At 63.1% G+C, this 14,278-nt stretch carries 15 protein-coding genes; 1 reads left to right on the forward strand and 14 read right to left on the reverse strand.

All coding sequences use genetic code 11. The annotated features are described in order from the left end of the window. Nucleotides 1-70 precede the first annotated feature (70 nt). From I6F21_RS17755 to I6F21_RS17775, 5 genes are all read right to left on the reverse strand, one after another. Nucleotides 71-1,606 carry a PAS domain-containing sensor histidine kinase gene (locus I6F21_RS17755; RefSeq protein WP_225183351.1) on the reverse strand — a complete coding sequence of 512 codons (1,536 nt, stop codon included), beginning with the start codon at nucleotides 1,604-1,606 and terminating at the stop codon, nucleotides 71-73. 306 nt (nucleotides 1,607-1,912) lie between these two features. After that, on the reverse strand, nucleotides 1,913-2,239 hold the full coding sequence (locus I6F21_RS17760; protein ID WP_036010004.1) for a GcrA family cell cycle regulator: 327 nt from the start codon (nucleotides 2,237-2,239) through the stop codon (nucleotides 1,913-1,915). Nucleotides 2,240-2,278: 39 nt separating this feature from the next. Then, a complete protein-coding gene (locus I6F21_RS17765) occupies nucleotides 2,279-2,530 on the reverse strand; it encodes a hypothetical protein (RefSeq protein WP_225140029.1) in 252 nt (83 codons plus the stop codon). A 97-nt stretch (nucleotides 2,531-2,627) separates the two neighbouring features. After that, the gene (locus tag I6F21_RS17770) at nucleotides 2,628-2,939 is read right to left on the reverse strand and encodes a hypothetical protein (RefSeq protein ID WP_036009997.1); all 312 of its coding nucleotides are present in this window, start codon (nucleotides 2,937-2,939) and stop codon (nucleotides 2,628-2,630) included. Nucleotides 2,940-3,096: 157 nt separating this feature from the next. Further along, on the reverse strand, nucleotides 3,097-3,312 hold the full coding sequence (locus I6F21_RS17775; RefSeq protein WP_035699963.1) for a dodecin family protein: 216 nt from the start codon (nucleotides 3,310-3,312) through the stop codon (nucleotides 3,097-3,099). A 258-nt stretch (nucleotides 3,313-3,570) separates the two neighbouring features. On the opposite strand from I6F21_RS17775, the gene I6F21_RS17780 reads away from it, so the two are divergent. Next, nucleotides 3,571-4,233 (forward strand): phytochelatin synthase family protein, encoded by a 663-nt coding sequence (locus I6F21_RS17780; protein ID WP_057030485.1) that lies wholly within the window; start codon nucleotides 3,571-3,573, stop codon nucleotides 4,231-4,233. Between the two features lie 311 nt (nucleotides 4,234-4,544). Here I6F21_RS17780 and I6F21_RS17785 read toward each other — a convergent pair whose 3' ends face one another. The 9 genes from I6F21_RS17785 to gltX form a co-directional block, all read right to left on the reverse strand. Then, nucleotides 4,545-4,862 (reverse strand): hypothetical protein, encoded by a 318-nt coding sequence (locus I6F21_RS17785; protein ID WP_156447357.1) that lies wholly within the window; start codon nucleotides 4,860-4,862, stop codon nucleotides 4,545-4,547. 130 nt (nucleotides 4,863-4,992) lie between these two features. Beyond that, nucleotides 4,993-5,760 (reverse strand): glucose 1-dehydrogenase, encoded by a 768-nt coding sequence (locus I6F21_RS17790; protein ID WP_225140028.1) that lies wholly within the window; start codon nucleotides 5,758-5,760, stop codon nucleotides 4,993-4,995. Next, complete coding sequence (locus tag I6F21_RS17795; RefSeq protein WP_225140027.1) at nucleotides 5,757-6,866, reverse strand: ABC transporter ATP-binding protein; 1,110 nt, start codon at nucleotides 6,864-6,866, stop codon at nucleotides 5,757-5,759. Before I6F21_RS17795 ends, I6F21_RS17790 begins: the two co-directional genes overlap by 4 nt. Before the next feature lie 10 nt (nucleotides 6,867-6,876). Continuing rightward, nucleotides 6,877-7,734 carry a carbohydrate ABC transporter permease gene (locus I6F21_RS17800; RefSeq protein WP_036010046.1) on the reverse strand — a complete coding sequence of 286 codons (858 nt, stop codon included), beginning with the start codon at nucleotides 7,732-7,734 and terminating at the stop codon, nucleotides 6,877-6,879. Then, on the reverse strand, nucleotides 7,727-8,650 hold the full coding sequence (locus I6F21_RS17805) for a sugar ABC transporter permease (RefSeq protein WP_225140026.1): 924 nt from the start codon (nucleotides 8,648-8,650) through the stop codon (nucleotides 7,727-7,729). The genes I6F21_RS17800 and I6F21_RS17805 overlap by 8 nt, the downstream gene beginning before the upstream one ends. Then, a complete protein-coding gene (locus I6F21_RS17810; protein WP_225140025.1) occupies nucleotides 8,647-9,933 on the reverse strand; it encodes an ABC transporter substrate-binding protein in 1,287 nt (428 codons plus the stop codon). The genes I6F21_RS17805 and I6F21_RS17810 overlap by 4 nt, the downstream gene beginning before the upstream one ends. A 60-nt stretch (nucleotides 9,934-9,993) precedes the next feature. Next, nucleotides 9,994-11,172 (reverse strand): ROK family transcriptional regulator, encoded by a 1,179-nt coding sequence (locus I6F21_RS17815; protein ID WP_193375100.1) that lies wholly within the window; start codon nucleotides 11,170-11,172, stop codon nucleotides 9,994-9,996. Nucleotides 11,173-11,349: 177 nt separating this feature from the next. Continuing rightward, nucleotides 11,350-12,651, reverse strand: a complete 1,302-nt coding sequence (gltA, locus tag I6F21_RS17820; RefSeq protein WP_036009984.1) for a citrate synthase — start codon at nucleotides 12,649-12,651, stop codon at nucleotides 11,350-11,352. A 144-nt stretch (nucleotides 12,652-12,795) separates the two neighbouring features. Continuing rightward, entirely contained in the window at nucleotides 12,796-14,223 is a 1,428-nt protein-coding gene (gltX, locus tag I6F21_RS17825; protein ID WP_225125209.1) for a glutamate--tRNA ligase, read from the reverse strand. Nucleotides 14,224-14,278 lie beyond the last annotated feature (55 nt).

The raw sequence follows: 14,278 nt of genomic DNA on the forward strand, positions 1-14,278 counted from the left end.
AGCTGCCCTCAAAGACCAGACGCCAAGAAACGCAACAGCGAAGGCGTGAGTTACGCTAAAGCGACGTGGATCACTCCTGTTGCGAAGGCAGACTAAAGTGAAACACCGCCCCCCGTGGTTCATTCGCACCAGTCCAAAGTCGTCCTCCGTGAGCCTCGATGATCGATTGGCAAATCGACAAGCCCATGCCGGTCCCGTCCGGCTTGGTGGTGTAGAAGGGCTCGAACAGGCGGTCAACGATTGCGACGTCAAGTCCAGGTCCGGTATCCCGTACGGCTACAACAACGCGATTTGAAGCATCCGCAGCCGTGCTGATCCGCATCTCTCGTCCGCCAACGTCGACGCAGTTCATTGCCTCGATCGCGTTGAGGATCAAATTGAGAACCACCTGTTGCAGCTGAACGCGATAGCCCTTCACGAGCGGCAAGCCCGGAGCGAGGTCGGTCTGGATCGAGACATCATGTTTGAGCAGCTCGCTACGGGCGATGGTGATCACGTCCAGGATTGCACCATTGACATCGACGCTCTCCTTCGGCGCCGGAGCTTTCTTGATCAAGGAACGGATCCAACTGATAATCTCGCCGCCTCGCTTGGCTTCTGCGACAATGGATACGAGCGCCTGCTGTGCCTTTTCGAAATTCGGAGATTGTGTTCCTAGCCAGTTCAGTGCGGCCTCTGCGTCGCAGAGCACCGCGGTGATTGGTTGGCTTAGTTCGTGTGTCACCGAAGCCGTGACCTGGCCCATTGCCGCCGCGCGATTGGCGTGTGTTAGTTCAGCCTGCATCTCGCGGAACGTCTCGGCGGTTCGCTTGCGTTCGGTGATGTCGCGGCTCAGACAAATGATTCGTGACTGTCCGACTTCGCAGAACTCGCGCATACGAACTTCGACGGGAAACACAGTGCCATCCTTTCGGCAATAGCGCCTCTCGAGCGTAGCGATGCCGCCGGCCTTGAGACGCTCGCGGTTGCGACGCCAAGTCGCTTCATCCATCTCCAGATCGAACAAGGCCGCAGTTGCCCCAACCAGTTCGGTCCGGCTGTAGCCGAGACTTTCGCAGGCATTCCGATTCACATCGAGAACGTGACCATCTTCACTGTGCAGCATGAACGTATCGGTCGCGTGGTCCACGAAGGTACGAAAACGGGCCTCGCTCTCGATCAGCGCCTGTTCGGCGCGCTTGCGCTCCGTGATGTGGCGCCCCACACCTCGGTAACCCACGAAGTTCCCTGTCTTGTCAAAGATGGGCAGACCAGAGACGGAAATATAGCGCTTGCCGCCGTCGGGCATCGGCCGCGCGAGCTCGAAATCGCGAAACGGGAGGTGAGCGTCGAGTATCTCCCGGTGTTTGCGCCAGCCATCTGCGTCAGGTTCGAGATACGGGACCTCCCATCGCGTCCTGCCGATCTCGGAGACCGGCGGCTCGGGAAGCGTCTCGGCGAACTCTTGGCGGATGAAGCGATGCTCCGCGTCCGTTTCCCAGTACACATCGAAGGAGAATTGCACCAGCGTGCGAAAGCGCTCCTCGCTCTCGCGCAGTGCCTCCTCGGGGCGCTTGCACTCATTCGAATCGAGGGCGACCGACGGCACTTCAATCGCATGTTGCATGATCATCTCTTGCTCACGCGTGATGGATCAATCGACAGATTTCTCGTGCCGGATCGCGTCCCCCCGGAGCCGATCAAGATCGATCGGGAATATGCCTTTGGCGACTATACTCCCGTATACAGGGCTTCTCTATAGCGACGTGGCTGTGACGACCCCGAGCCGAAACAACGCGAGCTAAAACCCGGTTCCATCAACGTATGCGTGTGAGGTGGGCCCTGTTTCTGTCTCGCGGGTGGCCGACGCTCATTTGCAAAGTAACGACGCGGCCGACATGGACGGGAGGGCAAGGACGTTCGTGGTGAGCTCTTAACCAGTGTTTCTGACCGCCTCAGCCAGAATGGCGTAAAGCTGCTGCCGGCTGAATTCCTTTGGCAGCTCCCTCTCTGCTGTACTCGGCGACACCCTCCGCGCGATGGGACGGGCGCAGGCGGCCGACGACGGCCTCAGCTTCGGGGCCGGCCTTATCTGGGGCTGCGCTGTGGGCGGCTTGTGGCCGCGCTTCAGGCCCAGACGGTTCAGCATACCGCATACCGCGTTACGACTGCAGCCGAGATGACGCGCAATCTGCGCCGCGCTCTGTCCCGCGGACCAGAGCCTTTTGAGAAGCGCTATGTCTTTCGCATCCCAGCCCATGAGAGATAGTATAATGGCGACTGCCAGACACCGGCTAGTCTAGTCTTCGTCCGGCTCGCGCACGACCGCCGGTTCGTCGGCATCATCTTGCTCATCCTCGTCTTCGTCCTCCTCGTCTTCGTCCTCCTCGTCTTCATCCTCCTCGTCTTCATCAGGATCCCTGGGTGGCATCACGATGCGCATCCGCATGAGCAGTTTCCTGGCTGTGGTGGAAAATGCTTCGGAGGTGTGTTGCTTCATGGCATTGTGCTCCTCGAAAATTTGCGCAGTCGCCAGATTCTTGGCCGGCATATGCCGGTGTCGGGGCGCGACCGCCGCAAACGCGATGCAGGTCGGGTAGACTGCACGATCAACGGGCGGCGGGCCATGCAACAGGCAGCGTTTTCGGCTACTTGATGCCCGAGGACCCATTGGGCTCTATGTTCACCAAAACCTCGCCGGCAGCGATTTCAGGAACTCCAAGTTCGAGGTCCGGTAGACTGGCTTGAACAAATGCCAGTATCTTGGCGTTCGCTGCGTTGGCGCTTTCGCGGTCGTCAAATATCATCACCGCGATACCGACACCGTCGCCCGCATCCAGCACATGGTAAGATTTGAATCCCTGCGATTGTCTTAGGATCTCACCAACGCCGCTCTTGGCGCGACGAGCGGCGTCCGCGACCGAACGAACCTTGCTGTACTTGCGAATGACCATGTACATGGGGCCACCCACGCGCCATACGCTCCTGCGCATCAAAGCATTTCGGTCCCGCTCGGACTAGTGCCAACTTCCGGGATGGGCCACAGCGTCCGGCTGGCGGACCGCAACGCGCCTGTCCAATGAGCCGTCCTCGCCCGAAGCGGCGAGGTGCTGAGGCTCAGGAGCCCTCGAACTTGAACGATACGTTGAGCTTGGCGCGATAGGCCTCAACTTTTCCCTTGTCATCCAGTTGCATATCGAGCTTGACGACCTCTGCAATGCGGAGATCTCGGAGAGATTTAGCAGCTTGCTCGACTGCGTTAGCGGCCGCCTTCTCCCATGAGTCGCTGCTGGTACCGACCAGTTCAATGACCTTGTAGACGCTATCGGGCATGTTCGTCCTCCCAATCGCTAGGAGCAGGAAGTCTAGCACTGGGATCTCGACGCTGATACATCTCGGGATGCCGCGGAAAGGGTCCGATTGGCTGTCACTTTCCTGTTCGACCCAAAAGAAGAACTCGGGTCGTCCTGTCGGAAATTATGTTCGCATTTTCAGCCCGAACGAACGCGGACAGGTATCTTCTTCGCGCTCTCCGGCTTCCGAGTATAATTTTGCGCGCCTAAGTCGTCATTGCCGCCAAGGTTCCGATCCATGAAGCGATGGCACCGCGTAAGCATCAGCAGCTTGGTGATTGCCCTGAGTCTGGTGTGTGCCGGGGCCCTGGTGGTCAATCAATCGCACGTGCCATCGGAAGCCATAGCGTCATCGGTCACACGTACTCCGGAGCTTATTGAGCGTGCGTGGCACCTGCCTGTGGCAGCAACATTTGAACGACACGTTGATTGGCAGTCAAATGGCTCTCGCTGCGGACCTGCCGCTGTTGCAAACGCGTATCGGTCCCTTGGCGAGGCGGCAAGGACGGAAGGCAAGGTGTTGGCCGGGACGTGGAGTTGCTGGACAGGCGTATGCATCATGGGGCTCACGCTTGACGAACTGGCCAACGTCGCCCAGTCCAACACCAGCCGGAAAGTTACTGTCTTGCGCGATCTCAGCGAAAACGAGTTTCTGGAGCATCTCCGTCGCTCCAACGATCCGCGGCGACGCTACATCGTGAATTTCGATCGCGCTCATATTTTTGGTGCTGGTAGTGGACACCATTCCCCAATTGGGGGCTATTTCGAAGCCGAAGACCTCGTTTTCGTGCTCGATGTCAATTTCGATTTCCAGCCGTGGCTAGTCGAACGGAAGCGGCTGTTCGACGCTGTAAATACGTTTGACGGCGATAAGAAGAGGGGACTGCTGTTCATAGAGTAACATCCCGCTCTAGGTCGCACCGTGTCCCTTAGCCGGATAATTTGAGGCAGCTTGGATGTCGGCTATCGGCGGTGGACAGAACGCGGAGGCCGTCCTTGCCTCGACTGGCGCTTGTGCGCCCTATGACGGCCCGCCACTTGCCCCCGGGGTCTCGCTCCACGCGTACACTGAGCGCGACATACTGACCCCGGGAGGACATTTGGGCGGCAACCAGGCGGACGACACGCTAACCCGGGACGGCATGCGACCCGTGAATTGGCCACTTCCGGCGCCCGCGCAACTCGCCGTAGACGCAGAGCAGGCCGAGTGTTCTATTTCGGAGTGCCGGTCTGGCCACCCGAACCCGTGGTCTGCTCACTTCCCGGTCGGCCCGGAGGATGCGCCGAAGCGGCCGGCTTGTCTTGATCGGCCACGTATCCGGACTCTCCGGAGTTGCGGGTCTTGATCCCTTTGTCCGCATCGCGCTGCATCTGCTCGTTGGGCTGGCCAGCCTTGAGCTCCCGGTCCACGTCGCGCTTCATCTCCTCCTTGGTTTGCTCACTGGGTGCGGCCTTTTGCTGTTGGGCCGTTGCTTGGAAGCTCATTGCGCTTCCGGCAACTACAATCAATGCGAGAATTGCTGTTCGCATGCTTCTCCTCCACGGCTTGCTCCGGCCCCTAAACGCGCGAACCTCCCAAGGTTTCCTAGTTCCAATCACTATTGTCGAACGTCACGTAGGGCCAAGGAAAGGGCACTCGAACGGTCTTATGCGCACCGGCCTAGGCGAGTCCGCCATCAACCCTGAAACACTGGCTGGTGATGCGCTGGCTTTCGTCGGAGGCGAGGAACAGTGCCATATTGGCAATGTCTTCGGGCGTTACCGCATCGGGCACCGCCTGGCGCGAGCGTATCTCGGCGATGACCCGATCGTCCGGATACCACAGCCTGCGCTGGCGCTCGGTGATGACCATGCCCGGCGCGATCGCGTTGACGCGAATGCGGTCGGGACCGACGGAGCGCGCCAGCGAGTTGGTGAAGCCGACGATCGCCGCTTTCGCCGCGGCGTAGACCGGCAGTGCCGGCGCGCCGCGCATCCAGGCGATCGACGACATGTTGATGATCGAGCCGCCGCCGCGCGCCTGCATCTGTGGCACCACCGCTTGCGCCGCGAAGAAGACGTGCTTGAGATTGACGCCGATCATCCAGTCGAACTCGGACGGCGTGACCTCGGCGAGAGCCTGGCGCTGATCGTTGGCGGCGTTGTTGACGAGAACGGCGGCGTCGCCAAGCGAGCGGCGGGCCTCTGCCATCGCGCTGCGCAGGGCATCGATGTCGAGGAGATCGCAGGGCACGAACAGCGGCGCGGGCCCGGACGAGGCCGCTATTTCCCGCACCAGGGCTTCGCCGGCGTCCTTATCGATGTCGAAGCAGGCGACCCGGGCGCCTTGGCCCGCGAAGGCCCGGACGAAGGCGGCGCCGATGCCGCTGGCGCCTCCGGTGATCAGCACCACGCTACCGGCTAGGCTGGAATAGGTCGTCTTCGTCATGCGATCAGGCGCTCCGTCTCGGGGTCGAACAGGCAAATGCGGCGGGTGTCGAGCGCGAAGGCGGCGGACGTGCCGGGCGCGGGGCGGATATCCGGCGAGACTCGTGCCATCGCGGGCTCGCCGCCGAGCCGCAGGAGCACCATCGTCTCGGCGCCGGTGGGCTCGACCAGCTCCACCGGCGCCTCGACGAGGACAGGCGCTTCGCTGGAAAACGTGCGGCTCCCCTCAGCGATGCATTCCGGCCTGATTCCGAACACCACCTTGCGCCCGACAAAGGGTGCTGCGGCGTCATACCCCGTAAGGCGCAGACGAAGCTCGTCGGGCCGTCCCGCGCCGATCACGACGACCGGACCGTCATTTTCGGCCTCGAGCCGCGCCGGCATGGTGTTCATCGGCGGCGAGCCCATGAAGCGTGCGACGAACAGATTGGCGGGATAGCGGTACACGGTGTCGGGATCGGCGAATTGCTGCACGCTGCCCTGATGCATCACGGCGATCCGCGTCGCCATCGTCATCGCCTCGATCTGGTCGTGGGTGACATAGATGATGGTGGCGCCGATGCGCTGATGCAGGCGCTTGATCTCCATCCGCATCTCGACGCGCAGCTTGGCATCGAGATTGGAGAGCGGTTCGTCGAACAGGAAGAGCAGGGGATTGCGCACCAGCGCGCGTCCCATCGCCACGCGCTGGCGCTGGCCGCCGGACAATTGCGAGGGCTTGCGGCCGAGCAGCGGCTCGATCTGGAGCAGTTTTGCGACATTGCCGACCGCAGCGTCCTGCTCTGCTTTGGGAACGTGACGGCATTCCATGCCGAAGGTGATGTTCTGGCGCACGGTCATCGAGGGATAGAGCGCGTAGGATTGGAACACCATGGCGATGTCGCGGTCCTTCGGCGCGACGTCATTGACGACGCGGCCGCCGATTTCGATCGTTCCCGCGCTCGGGCGGTCGAGCCCGGCGACGATGTTGAGCAGGGTGGACTTGCCGCAGCCGGACGGGCCGACCAGCACGGTGAACTCGCCGCTCTCGATGTCGAGCGCGATGTCCTTCAGCACCTCCAGATTGGCGTAACGCTTGGACAGGGCGCGAATGCTCAGTGCTGCCATGACAACTCCATCATTTCACGGCCCCGGCAGTCAGGCCGCGGACGAAGTACTTGCCGCCGAGCAGGTAGATCAACAGCGTGGGCAGCGCGGCGATGATCACCGCTGCGCTCTGCACGCCATGCTGCGGGATATCCGCGACGGCGGCGGACAGCGCGATAAGCGCTGCGGTGACGGGCTGCTGCTGGCCGGTGGTGAACGTCACGCCATAGAGGAACTCGTTCCAGATATGGGTGAACTGCCAGATCACCGTGACGATCAGGATGGGACCTGAGAGCGGCAGGATGATGCGCCAGAAGATGCGGAAGAAGCCGGCGCCGTCGATGCGGGCGGCCCTGATCAGTTCATGGGGAATGGCGACATAATAATTCCGGCAGAACAGCGTGGTGAATGAGAGCCCCTGAATGGTGTGAATCAGCACGAGGCCGGTCAGGGTGTTGATGAGGCCGACGTCCCGCAGCACGATGGTCCAGGGCAACAGGCGCATCTGCTGGGGGAGGAACAGGCCCAGCGTCACGATGCCGTAGATCCAGTTGTCGCCGCGAAAACGCCAGAGCGACACGGCGTAACCGGCGATTGCGCCGAGCAGGGTGGAGAAGATCGTGGCGGGAATCGTGACCAGCGCGGAGTTCAGCATGTAGGGCCGGATGCCGGCGCAGGTCTCGGCGACACAGAAGCCGCTCCAGGCTGCGGCGTAGTTGCTCCAGGCCAGATGCTGCGGCCAGCCGATCATCGATCCCTGCGCGATCTCCTCGTTGGTCCGCAGCGAGTTCAGCACCACGACCACGAGCGGCGCGAGCCAGGCCGCGGCGATCAAGAAGACGGCGAGATAGATCAGGATCCGGGTCGGTGCGAAGCTGCGGTCAGGCATGGGCGCCTCGCCGTCGCTGGATGTATCGCCACGCCGCGTAGGGCAGCAGCACCGCGAGAAGAATGAGCAACATCAGCACGGCCGCCGCCGCGCCGCGGCCGAGCAGGCTACGCTGGAACATCAGGTCGTAGACGACGAGTGCCGGCAGCTGGGTCGCGATTCCCGGTCCGCCGTTGGTGAGCGCGCGCACGAGGTCGAAGGTCGAGATCGCGAACTGCAACTGGATCACCACGACGGTGACCGTGATCGGCCACAGCGACGGCAGGATGATACGCCGGTAGGTTCGGACCGGTCCCGCGCCGTCGATCTGCGCGGCCTTGATGATGTCGGGATCGACCGAGCGAAGGCCGGCAAGGAACAGCGCCATGGAAAAGCCGCAGGATTGCCAGATCGCGGCGATGACAATGGTCCAGATCGCCATGTCGCGGTCGATCAGCCAGTCGAACTTAAAGGAGGTCCAGCCGAGGTCGTGCACCAGCTTCTGGATCCCGAGACCGGGATTGAGCAGCCAGCTCCAGACCGTGCCGGTGACCACGAAGGACACCGCCAGGGGATAGAGGAAGATGGAGCGCAGCACGTTCTCGCCACGAATGCGCTGATCGAGCAGGATCGCGAGGATGAGGCCGGTCGCTGCGCTCAGCAGCACGAAAGCGCTGCCGAACAGCAGCAAATTGTCGAAGGCGATTTGCCAGTTGCGCGATGCCGTGACCGCCGTGTAGTTGCGCAAGCCGACCCAGCCCGCAACGGGAACGAGGGTGGACGGCGTGAACGAGATCCAAATCGTCCAGAGCGAAAACGAGACGAGGTGCGCCGCCGACAGCAGCAGCGGCACCCAGATCGTCAGATATTCGGGCAGCCGGCGCACCCATTCGGGAAGCGCCGGCCGGCCCGGTCTCATCGTGGCGGCATTGCTCAACGCGCGCCCTCGACGGCCTCGGCGAGGCGGGTGGCCGCCTGCTCCGGCTTGATCGTCTTGTTCTTCACGTACTCCGTGATTACGTCGATCATCGCCGCGGTCATTCCGTTTTCCTGCGCCATGTTGTGCGCCATGCTGAGGACGGCCTGATTGCTGGCGATGGCCTCCTTCAAGGCCTTCGAGGTTGTTCGTTGCCCCTCCGACCAGCCTTCGCCTGTTAGATCGACGTCAGTGCGCACGGGGATGGAGCCGGTGATCTGCGAGTACATGGTCTGGATCGCCGGATCCATGACGAGCTGAGCCATCAGGGTCTGGCCGGCTTGCAGGTCCGCCTCCTTGCGCTGCCAGAAGATGAAGGCGTCGGCATTCAACAGGAAGACCGGCTTGCCGTTGTCGCTCGGGCCTGGCGCAATCATGAAGTCCTCGAGCTTGAAGCCGGCATTGCGCAATACGCCCTGCGCCCATCCGCCCATGATCATCATGCCCATGTCGCCGTCGATGAAGCGCTTCAGGTTGGTCGAGAAATGCTGGGCGCCGACGTTGGGGTCCATCCAGTCGGCGATCTTGCGCACCTGGGCGAACGCGGCCTTGATCTCCGGACCCTCGAGGGCCTTCTTCTCGAGATTCATGATGGCCGCGCGATAGGCGAGCGGACTGATGCCCGCGAGAGCCGCCTCGAATTTCTGTCCGTCGTCCGGGCGGGTGCCGCCATTGGCGATAGGAGAGGCGACTCCGCCCGCCTTCATCTTTTCGGCGAGGTCGTTGAAGTCGGCCCAGGTGACGGGGACCTTGTCCGCCTTCGCCTTGTCCATCGCGCGCTTGGACAGGAAGAGCATGTTGGTGCTGTAGATCTGTAGCGGCAGCGCAATCCATTTGCCGCCGGGCTTGTGCAGCTTTGCAAGGTCCGGAGCGACGACCTTCTCGTAGCCGGCGGCCGCGACGAGGGCATCGAGATTGACGGTGGGCGCAATCTTCGACCAGGCCGCAATCTCGGGCCCCTTGAGCTGCGAGCAAGCCGGCGGATCGCCGGCCATGATCTGCGCGCGCAGCTTGTTCATCATCTCGGTGGTGAAGCCGGGGACGGGCGAGTGCTGCCAAACGCCGCCCTTCTCCTCGAATTTCTTGCCGAGCGCCGTAATGGCCGCCCCGTCGCTGCCCGCCGACCATTGCGAGATCGCGGTCAGTCGCGGCTTGGCCGCGCCTTGCGCGCGGGCAAGGTGCGGAAATGCGAGCGCGGCAGCGGAGCCAGCGAGCAGACGACGCCTTGTTGTTGTGATCGGCATGGCAGTTCCTCCCGGTGTGAAATCTTTCGCGCTTTATAGGCCGTTTGGGCTCAGCGCATGTCAGGCCGCCTCCGTCGATGCCGCGGGCATGCCGCCACGGCTGGCGAGACAAAAGGCGGCGAAGGCGAGCGCAGCCTGCGGATCGTTGCCGGTCGACGGCGGCACGAAGGCGAGGGAGACCTGCGCCAGTTTGCGTCCGCCCAGCAGGCAGGCGTCGATGCCATCGACCAGTGCTTGCCGATCCTCTTCAGCGAGAAGCGACGGCCAGCCGCTGATCGCAACGCCGCCGCACGGCTTGACGTTCAGCGTATTGCCGATCGCAAGGCCGAGCCGGAACAGCCGACGGCGCAAATCCTGCCGCACGCGCGATGAGATCGGGACCGTGTTGACCCATTCGTTGCCGAGCTGGAGCAGCTCGGTCTCGGAAACGCCGAGAAGCGCAGCCAGCGCGGGAATCGACGTATAGGCCTCGACGCAGCCGTGATGTCCGCAGCGGCAGCGCGGTCCGTCAGGCCCGAACACCATGTGGCCGAGCTCGATCGGCTGCAGAGCATCGGTCTCGGCCGGATCATCCATCCAGGCGCCGGCGACGCCGTGGCTGACGAGCACGAACAGATGCGTGTCGTTGAACGGGTAGTTTTCCGTGCGGCAGCGGTGAAAGGTGGCATGCGCGACGACCGAATTGGTGAATTCGAGCGGCACGCCGGCGAACATCTCGCCGAACATGTCGCTGATGCGAGCGACGTCGCAGGGAATGATCGGATTGGCCGATATGCTGAGACGGCCGAGGCCGGGAATCGAGACGCCGATCTGCGAGAGGGTGATCCGGCGGCGCCGCGTCCAGTCGCGCAACAACGTCATCGCTTCGCGAAATGCCCGGCCGACGGTCTCGACGTCAGGCGTCTTCGGGAGCGGCACACGCTCGGTGTAGTGCAGCTCACCCGACAGGCCGCCGACCCCGACGCTGAGCCGCTGCGTCGTCAGCTCGAAGGCTGCCAGCGCCACCGCGCCGTCCAGCGACACGAGACCGGTCGGGCCGCCGACGTAAGGGGCAGGGCGCCGCACTTCCTCGATCAGGCCTTCGGCCTTCAGGTCAAGCAGGATGCGCGACAGGCTCGCTTCCGACAGACGCACGGCCTTCGCCAGCGGCGGACGAAACGAGCCGCCCGACTGAAGCAGATGAGTCAAAATGGCAGCGCGCGTCTGCCGCCGACTTCTCGGCTGCTCCGGCATTTCCATCCCTGTCGTCATTCTTACTTAGAGTAAGAATGCGCGCGGAGCATTTCGGCTGTCAAGGCGCTTGCCGCCGTGAGCATGGACTTGTTGTTGTGCGCGGCAGCACGAGGAAAGTGCGGGCGCAAAACAAAACGGCGCCATCTTGCGATGGCGCCGCTGCGAAAGCGTGATGGCCTGACGTTAGCGCTTGTCGATCGGCACGTAATCGCGCTTGGCGACGCCGGTGTAGAGCTGGCGCGGGCGGCCGATCTTCTGCTGGGGATCCTCGATCATCTCGCTCCACTGGCTGATCCAGCCGACGGTGCGGGCGACCGCGAACAGCACGGTGAACATCGAGACCGGGAAGCCCATCGCCTTCAGCGTGATGCCCGAATAGAAGTCCACGTTCGGGTAGAGCTTGCGGTCGATGAAGTACTGGTCGCTGAGCGCGATCTTCTCGAGCTCCATCGCCACCTTCAGCATCGGATCGTCGCCATGGCCGGTCTCCTTGAGCACGGCATGACACATCTTCTGCATGATCTTGGCGCGCGGATCGTAGTTCTTGTAGACCCGGTGGCCGAAGCCCATCAGGCGGACTTCGGAATTCTTGTCCTTCACCTTGGCGATGAACTCGGGGATCTTGTCGACCGTGCCGATCTGATAGAGCATGTTCAGCGCGGCTTCGTTGGCGCCGCCATGGGCCGGGCCCCAGAGGCAGGCGATGCCGGCCGCGATGCAGGCGAACGGGTTGGCGCCCGAGGAGCCGGCGATGCGCACCGTCGAGGTCGAGGCGTTCTGCTCGTGGTCGGCGTGCAGGATGAAGATCTTCTCCAGCGCGTCGGCGAGCACCGGGCTGACCTTGTAGTCTTCGCAAGGCACCGCGAAGCACATGTTCAGGAAGTTCTCGGCAAAGCCGAGCGAGTTCTTCGGATAAACGAAGGGCTGGCCGACGGTGTATTTGTAGGCCATCGCAGCCAGCGTCGGGATCTTCGCGATCATGCGCATCGAGGCGATCATGCGCTGCTTCGGATCGTTGATGTCGGTGCTATCGTGATAGAACGCGGCCAGCGCGCCGACGGCCGCGACCATGATCGCCATCGGATGGGCGTCGCGGCGGAAGCCCTGGAAGAAACGGGCCATCTGCTCGTGCACCATCGTGTGATGGGTCACGCGGTAGTCGAAATCCTTCTTCTGCGCGGCGGTCGGCAGGTTGCCGTAGAGCAGGAGGTAGCAGGTCTCCAGGAAGTCGCCATGCTCGGCGAGCTGCTCGATCGGGTAGCCGCGGTATTCCAGCACGCCCGCGTCGCCGTCGATATAGGTGATCTTGGACTGGCAGCTCGCGGTCGAGGTAAAGCCCGGATCGTAGGTGAACAGGCCGGACTGGCCGTAGAGCTTGCCGATATCGATGACGTCAGGCCCGACGCTGCCGCTGAGGATCGGAAGATCGAAATTCTTGTTTCCGACCGTCAGCGTCGCGGTCTTTGGGCTTTCTTTTGCGTCCATCAGAGGTCCCCGATGTGTGGTGAGACGGGCCGGAGCCGGAGACCCCCAGGGCGACCATGGGGGCAGGCCGGATGTTCCAGAATGTGGGGGAGATGGGTATATTATTGCTATGTGCGCTGCAAGATCGCCGCACGCATGGTCGACTTACGTCGTAGACTGATCCCTAAGCCGGCCGAGGCTTTCCTGGCGTCCAAGCACCTCCAAAACCTCAAATATACCAGGGGACGTCGTCCGTCCGGTGAGCGCCGCCCGAAGCGGCTGGGCGACCGCGCCGAGCTTGAGACTATTTTCCTCGGCAAAGGCGCGCAGCGCGGCCTCGGTGGTGGCGCCGCTCCACGTCTCGACTTTCTCCAGCGCGGAATGTAGCTGGCCGATCAGCTTGCGGTTCTCGGGCGTCAACAGCGCCTGCGCCTTGGGATCCGGCGCCAGCGGCCGGTCGGCGAAGATGAAATGGGCGCCGTCGATCAGCTCGATCAATGTCTTGGCGCGCTCCTTGAGCGCCGGCATGGCCTTGAGCAGCTGCGCGCGCGTGGTGTCGTTTAACTTGGCCTTGATCTCGTCGCGGCTCGGCACGACGTGGTCGAGCACGTCCTCGAACATCTTCACGAGCGATTGATCGTCGGCGTGGCGGATGTAGTGGCCGTTGAGGTTTTCCAGCTTGGCGAAATCGAAGCGGGCGGCGGCGCGGCCGACGCTGCCGAGATCGAACGCGTCGATCATCTCCTCGGTCGAGAAGATCTCCTGGTCGCCGTGGCTCCAGCCGAGCCGGACCAGGTAGTTGCGCAGCGCAGCCGGCAGGTACCCCATCGCGCGGTAGGCATCGACGCCGAGCGCGCCGTGCCGCTTGGAGAGTTTCGAGCCGTCCGGGCCGTGGATCAGCGGGATATGGGACATGCTGGGCAGCTCCCAGCCCATCGCATCGTAGATCTGCTTCTGGCGGGCGGCGTTGATCAGGTGGTCGTCGCCGCGGATCACATGGGTGACGCCCATGTCGTGGTCGTCGACCACCACGGCGAGCATGTAGGTCGGGTTGCCGTCGCCGCGCAGCAGGACGAGATCGTCGAGGTTCTCGTTCTGCCAGACCACGCGGCCCTGGACCTGGTCCTCGATCACGGTCTCGCCGGTCTGCGGCGCGCGCAGGCGGATGGTGGGCTTGACGTGGCTCGGCGCCGTGGCCGCGTCGCGGTCGCGCCACATGCCGTCATAGAGGCGGGTGCGCCCCTCGCTGCGCGCCTTCTCGCGCATGGCGGCGAGCTCTTCGGCGGTGGCGTAGCAACGGTAGGCCTTGCCATCGGCGAGCAGCTGCTCGGCGACCTCGCGGTGCCGGGCGGCGCGGGCGAACTGGTAGATGACCTCGCCGTCCCAGCCGAGCTCGAGCCACTTCAACCCGTCGAGGATGGCGCCGATCGCCGCTTCCGTGGAGCGTTCCCGGTCGGTGTCCTCGATCCGCAGCAGCATCTTGCCGCCGTGCTTCTTGGCATAGAGCCAGTTGAACAGCGCCGTGCGGGCGCCCCCGATATGGAGGAAGCCGGTCGGCGAGGGAGCGAAGCGCGTGACGACGGAATCGGACATTCTTGGCAGGGCCTATGCATTGGAGGCGGTGGTGTATAGCAGGAACGGGACATAA

Source organism: Bradyrhizobium sp. NBAIM03 (assembly GCF_020194055.1).
Lineage (GTDB): Bacteria > Pseudomonadota > Alphaproteobacteria > Rhizobiales > Xanthobacteraceae > Bradyrhizobium > Bradyrhizobium yuanmingense.

Bases quoted from the DNA above. Each gene is read 5' to 3' on its own strand.
- I6F21_RS17795 (WP_225140027.1), bottom strand. From the start codon at position 6,866: ATGGCAGCACTGAGCATTCGCGCCCTGTCCAAGCGTTACGCCAATCTG.
- I6F21_RS17765 (WP_225140029.1), bottom strand. From the start codon at position 2,530: ATGCCGGCCAAGAATCTGGCGACTGCGCAAATTTTCGAGGAGCACAAT.
- I6F21_RS17770 (WP_036009997.1), bottom strand. From the start codon at position 2,939: ATGTACATGGTCATTCGCAAGTACAGCAAGGTTCGTTCGGTCGCGGAC.
- gltA (WP_036009984.1), bottom strand. From the start codon at position 12,651: ATGGACGCAAAAGAAAGCCCAAAGACCGCGACGCTGACGGTCGGAAAC.
- I6F21_RS17780 (WP_057030485.1), top strand. From the start codon at position 3,571: ATGAAGCGATGGCACCGCGTAAGCATCAGCAGCTTGGTGATTGCCCTG.
- I6F21_RS17790 (WP_225140028.1), bottom strand. From the start codon at position 5,760: ATGACGAAGACGACCTATTCCAGCCTAGCCGGTAGCGTGGTGCTGATC.
- I6F21_RS17755 (WP_225183351.1), bottom strand. From the start codon at position 1,606: ATGCAACATGCGATTGAAGTGCCGTCGGTCGCCCTCGATTCGAATGAG.
- I6F21_RS17760 (WP_036010004.1), bottom strand. From the start codon at position 2,239: ATGGGCTGGGATGCGAAAGACATAGCGCTTCTCAAAAGGCTCTGGTCC.
- I6F21_RS17775 (WP_035699963.1), bottom strand. From the start codon at position 3,312: ATGCCCGATAGCGTCTACAAGGTCATTGAACTGGTCGGTACCAGCAGC.
- I6F21_RS17800 (WP_036010046.1), bottom strand. From the start codon at position 7,734: ATGCCTGACCGCAGCTTCGCACCGACCCGGATCCTGATCTATCTCGCC.
- I6F21_RS17815 (WP_193375100.1), bottom strand. From the start codon at position 11,172: ATGGAAATGCCGGAGCAGCCGAGAAGTCGGCGGCAGACGCGCGCTGCC.
- gltX (WP_225125209.1), bottom strand. From the start codon at position 14,223: ATGTCCGATTCCGTCGTCACGCGCTTCGCTCCCTCGCCGACCGGCTTC.
- I6F21_RS17810 (WP_225140025.1), bottom strand. From the start codon at position 9,933: ATGCCGATCACAACAACAAGGCGTCGTCTGCTCGCTGGCTCCGCTGCC.
- I6F21_RS17785 (WP_156447357.1), bottom strand. From the start codon at position 4,862: ATGCGAACAGCAATTCTCGCATTGATTGTAGTTGCCGGAAGCGCAATG.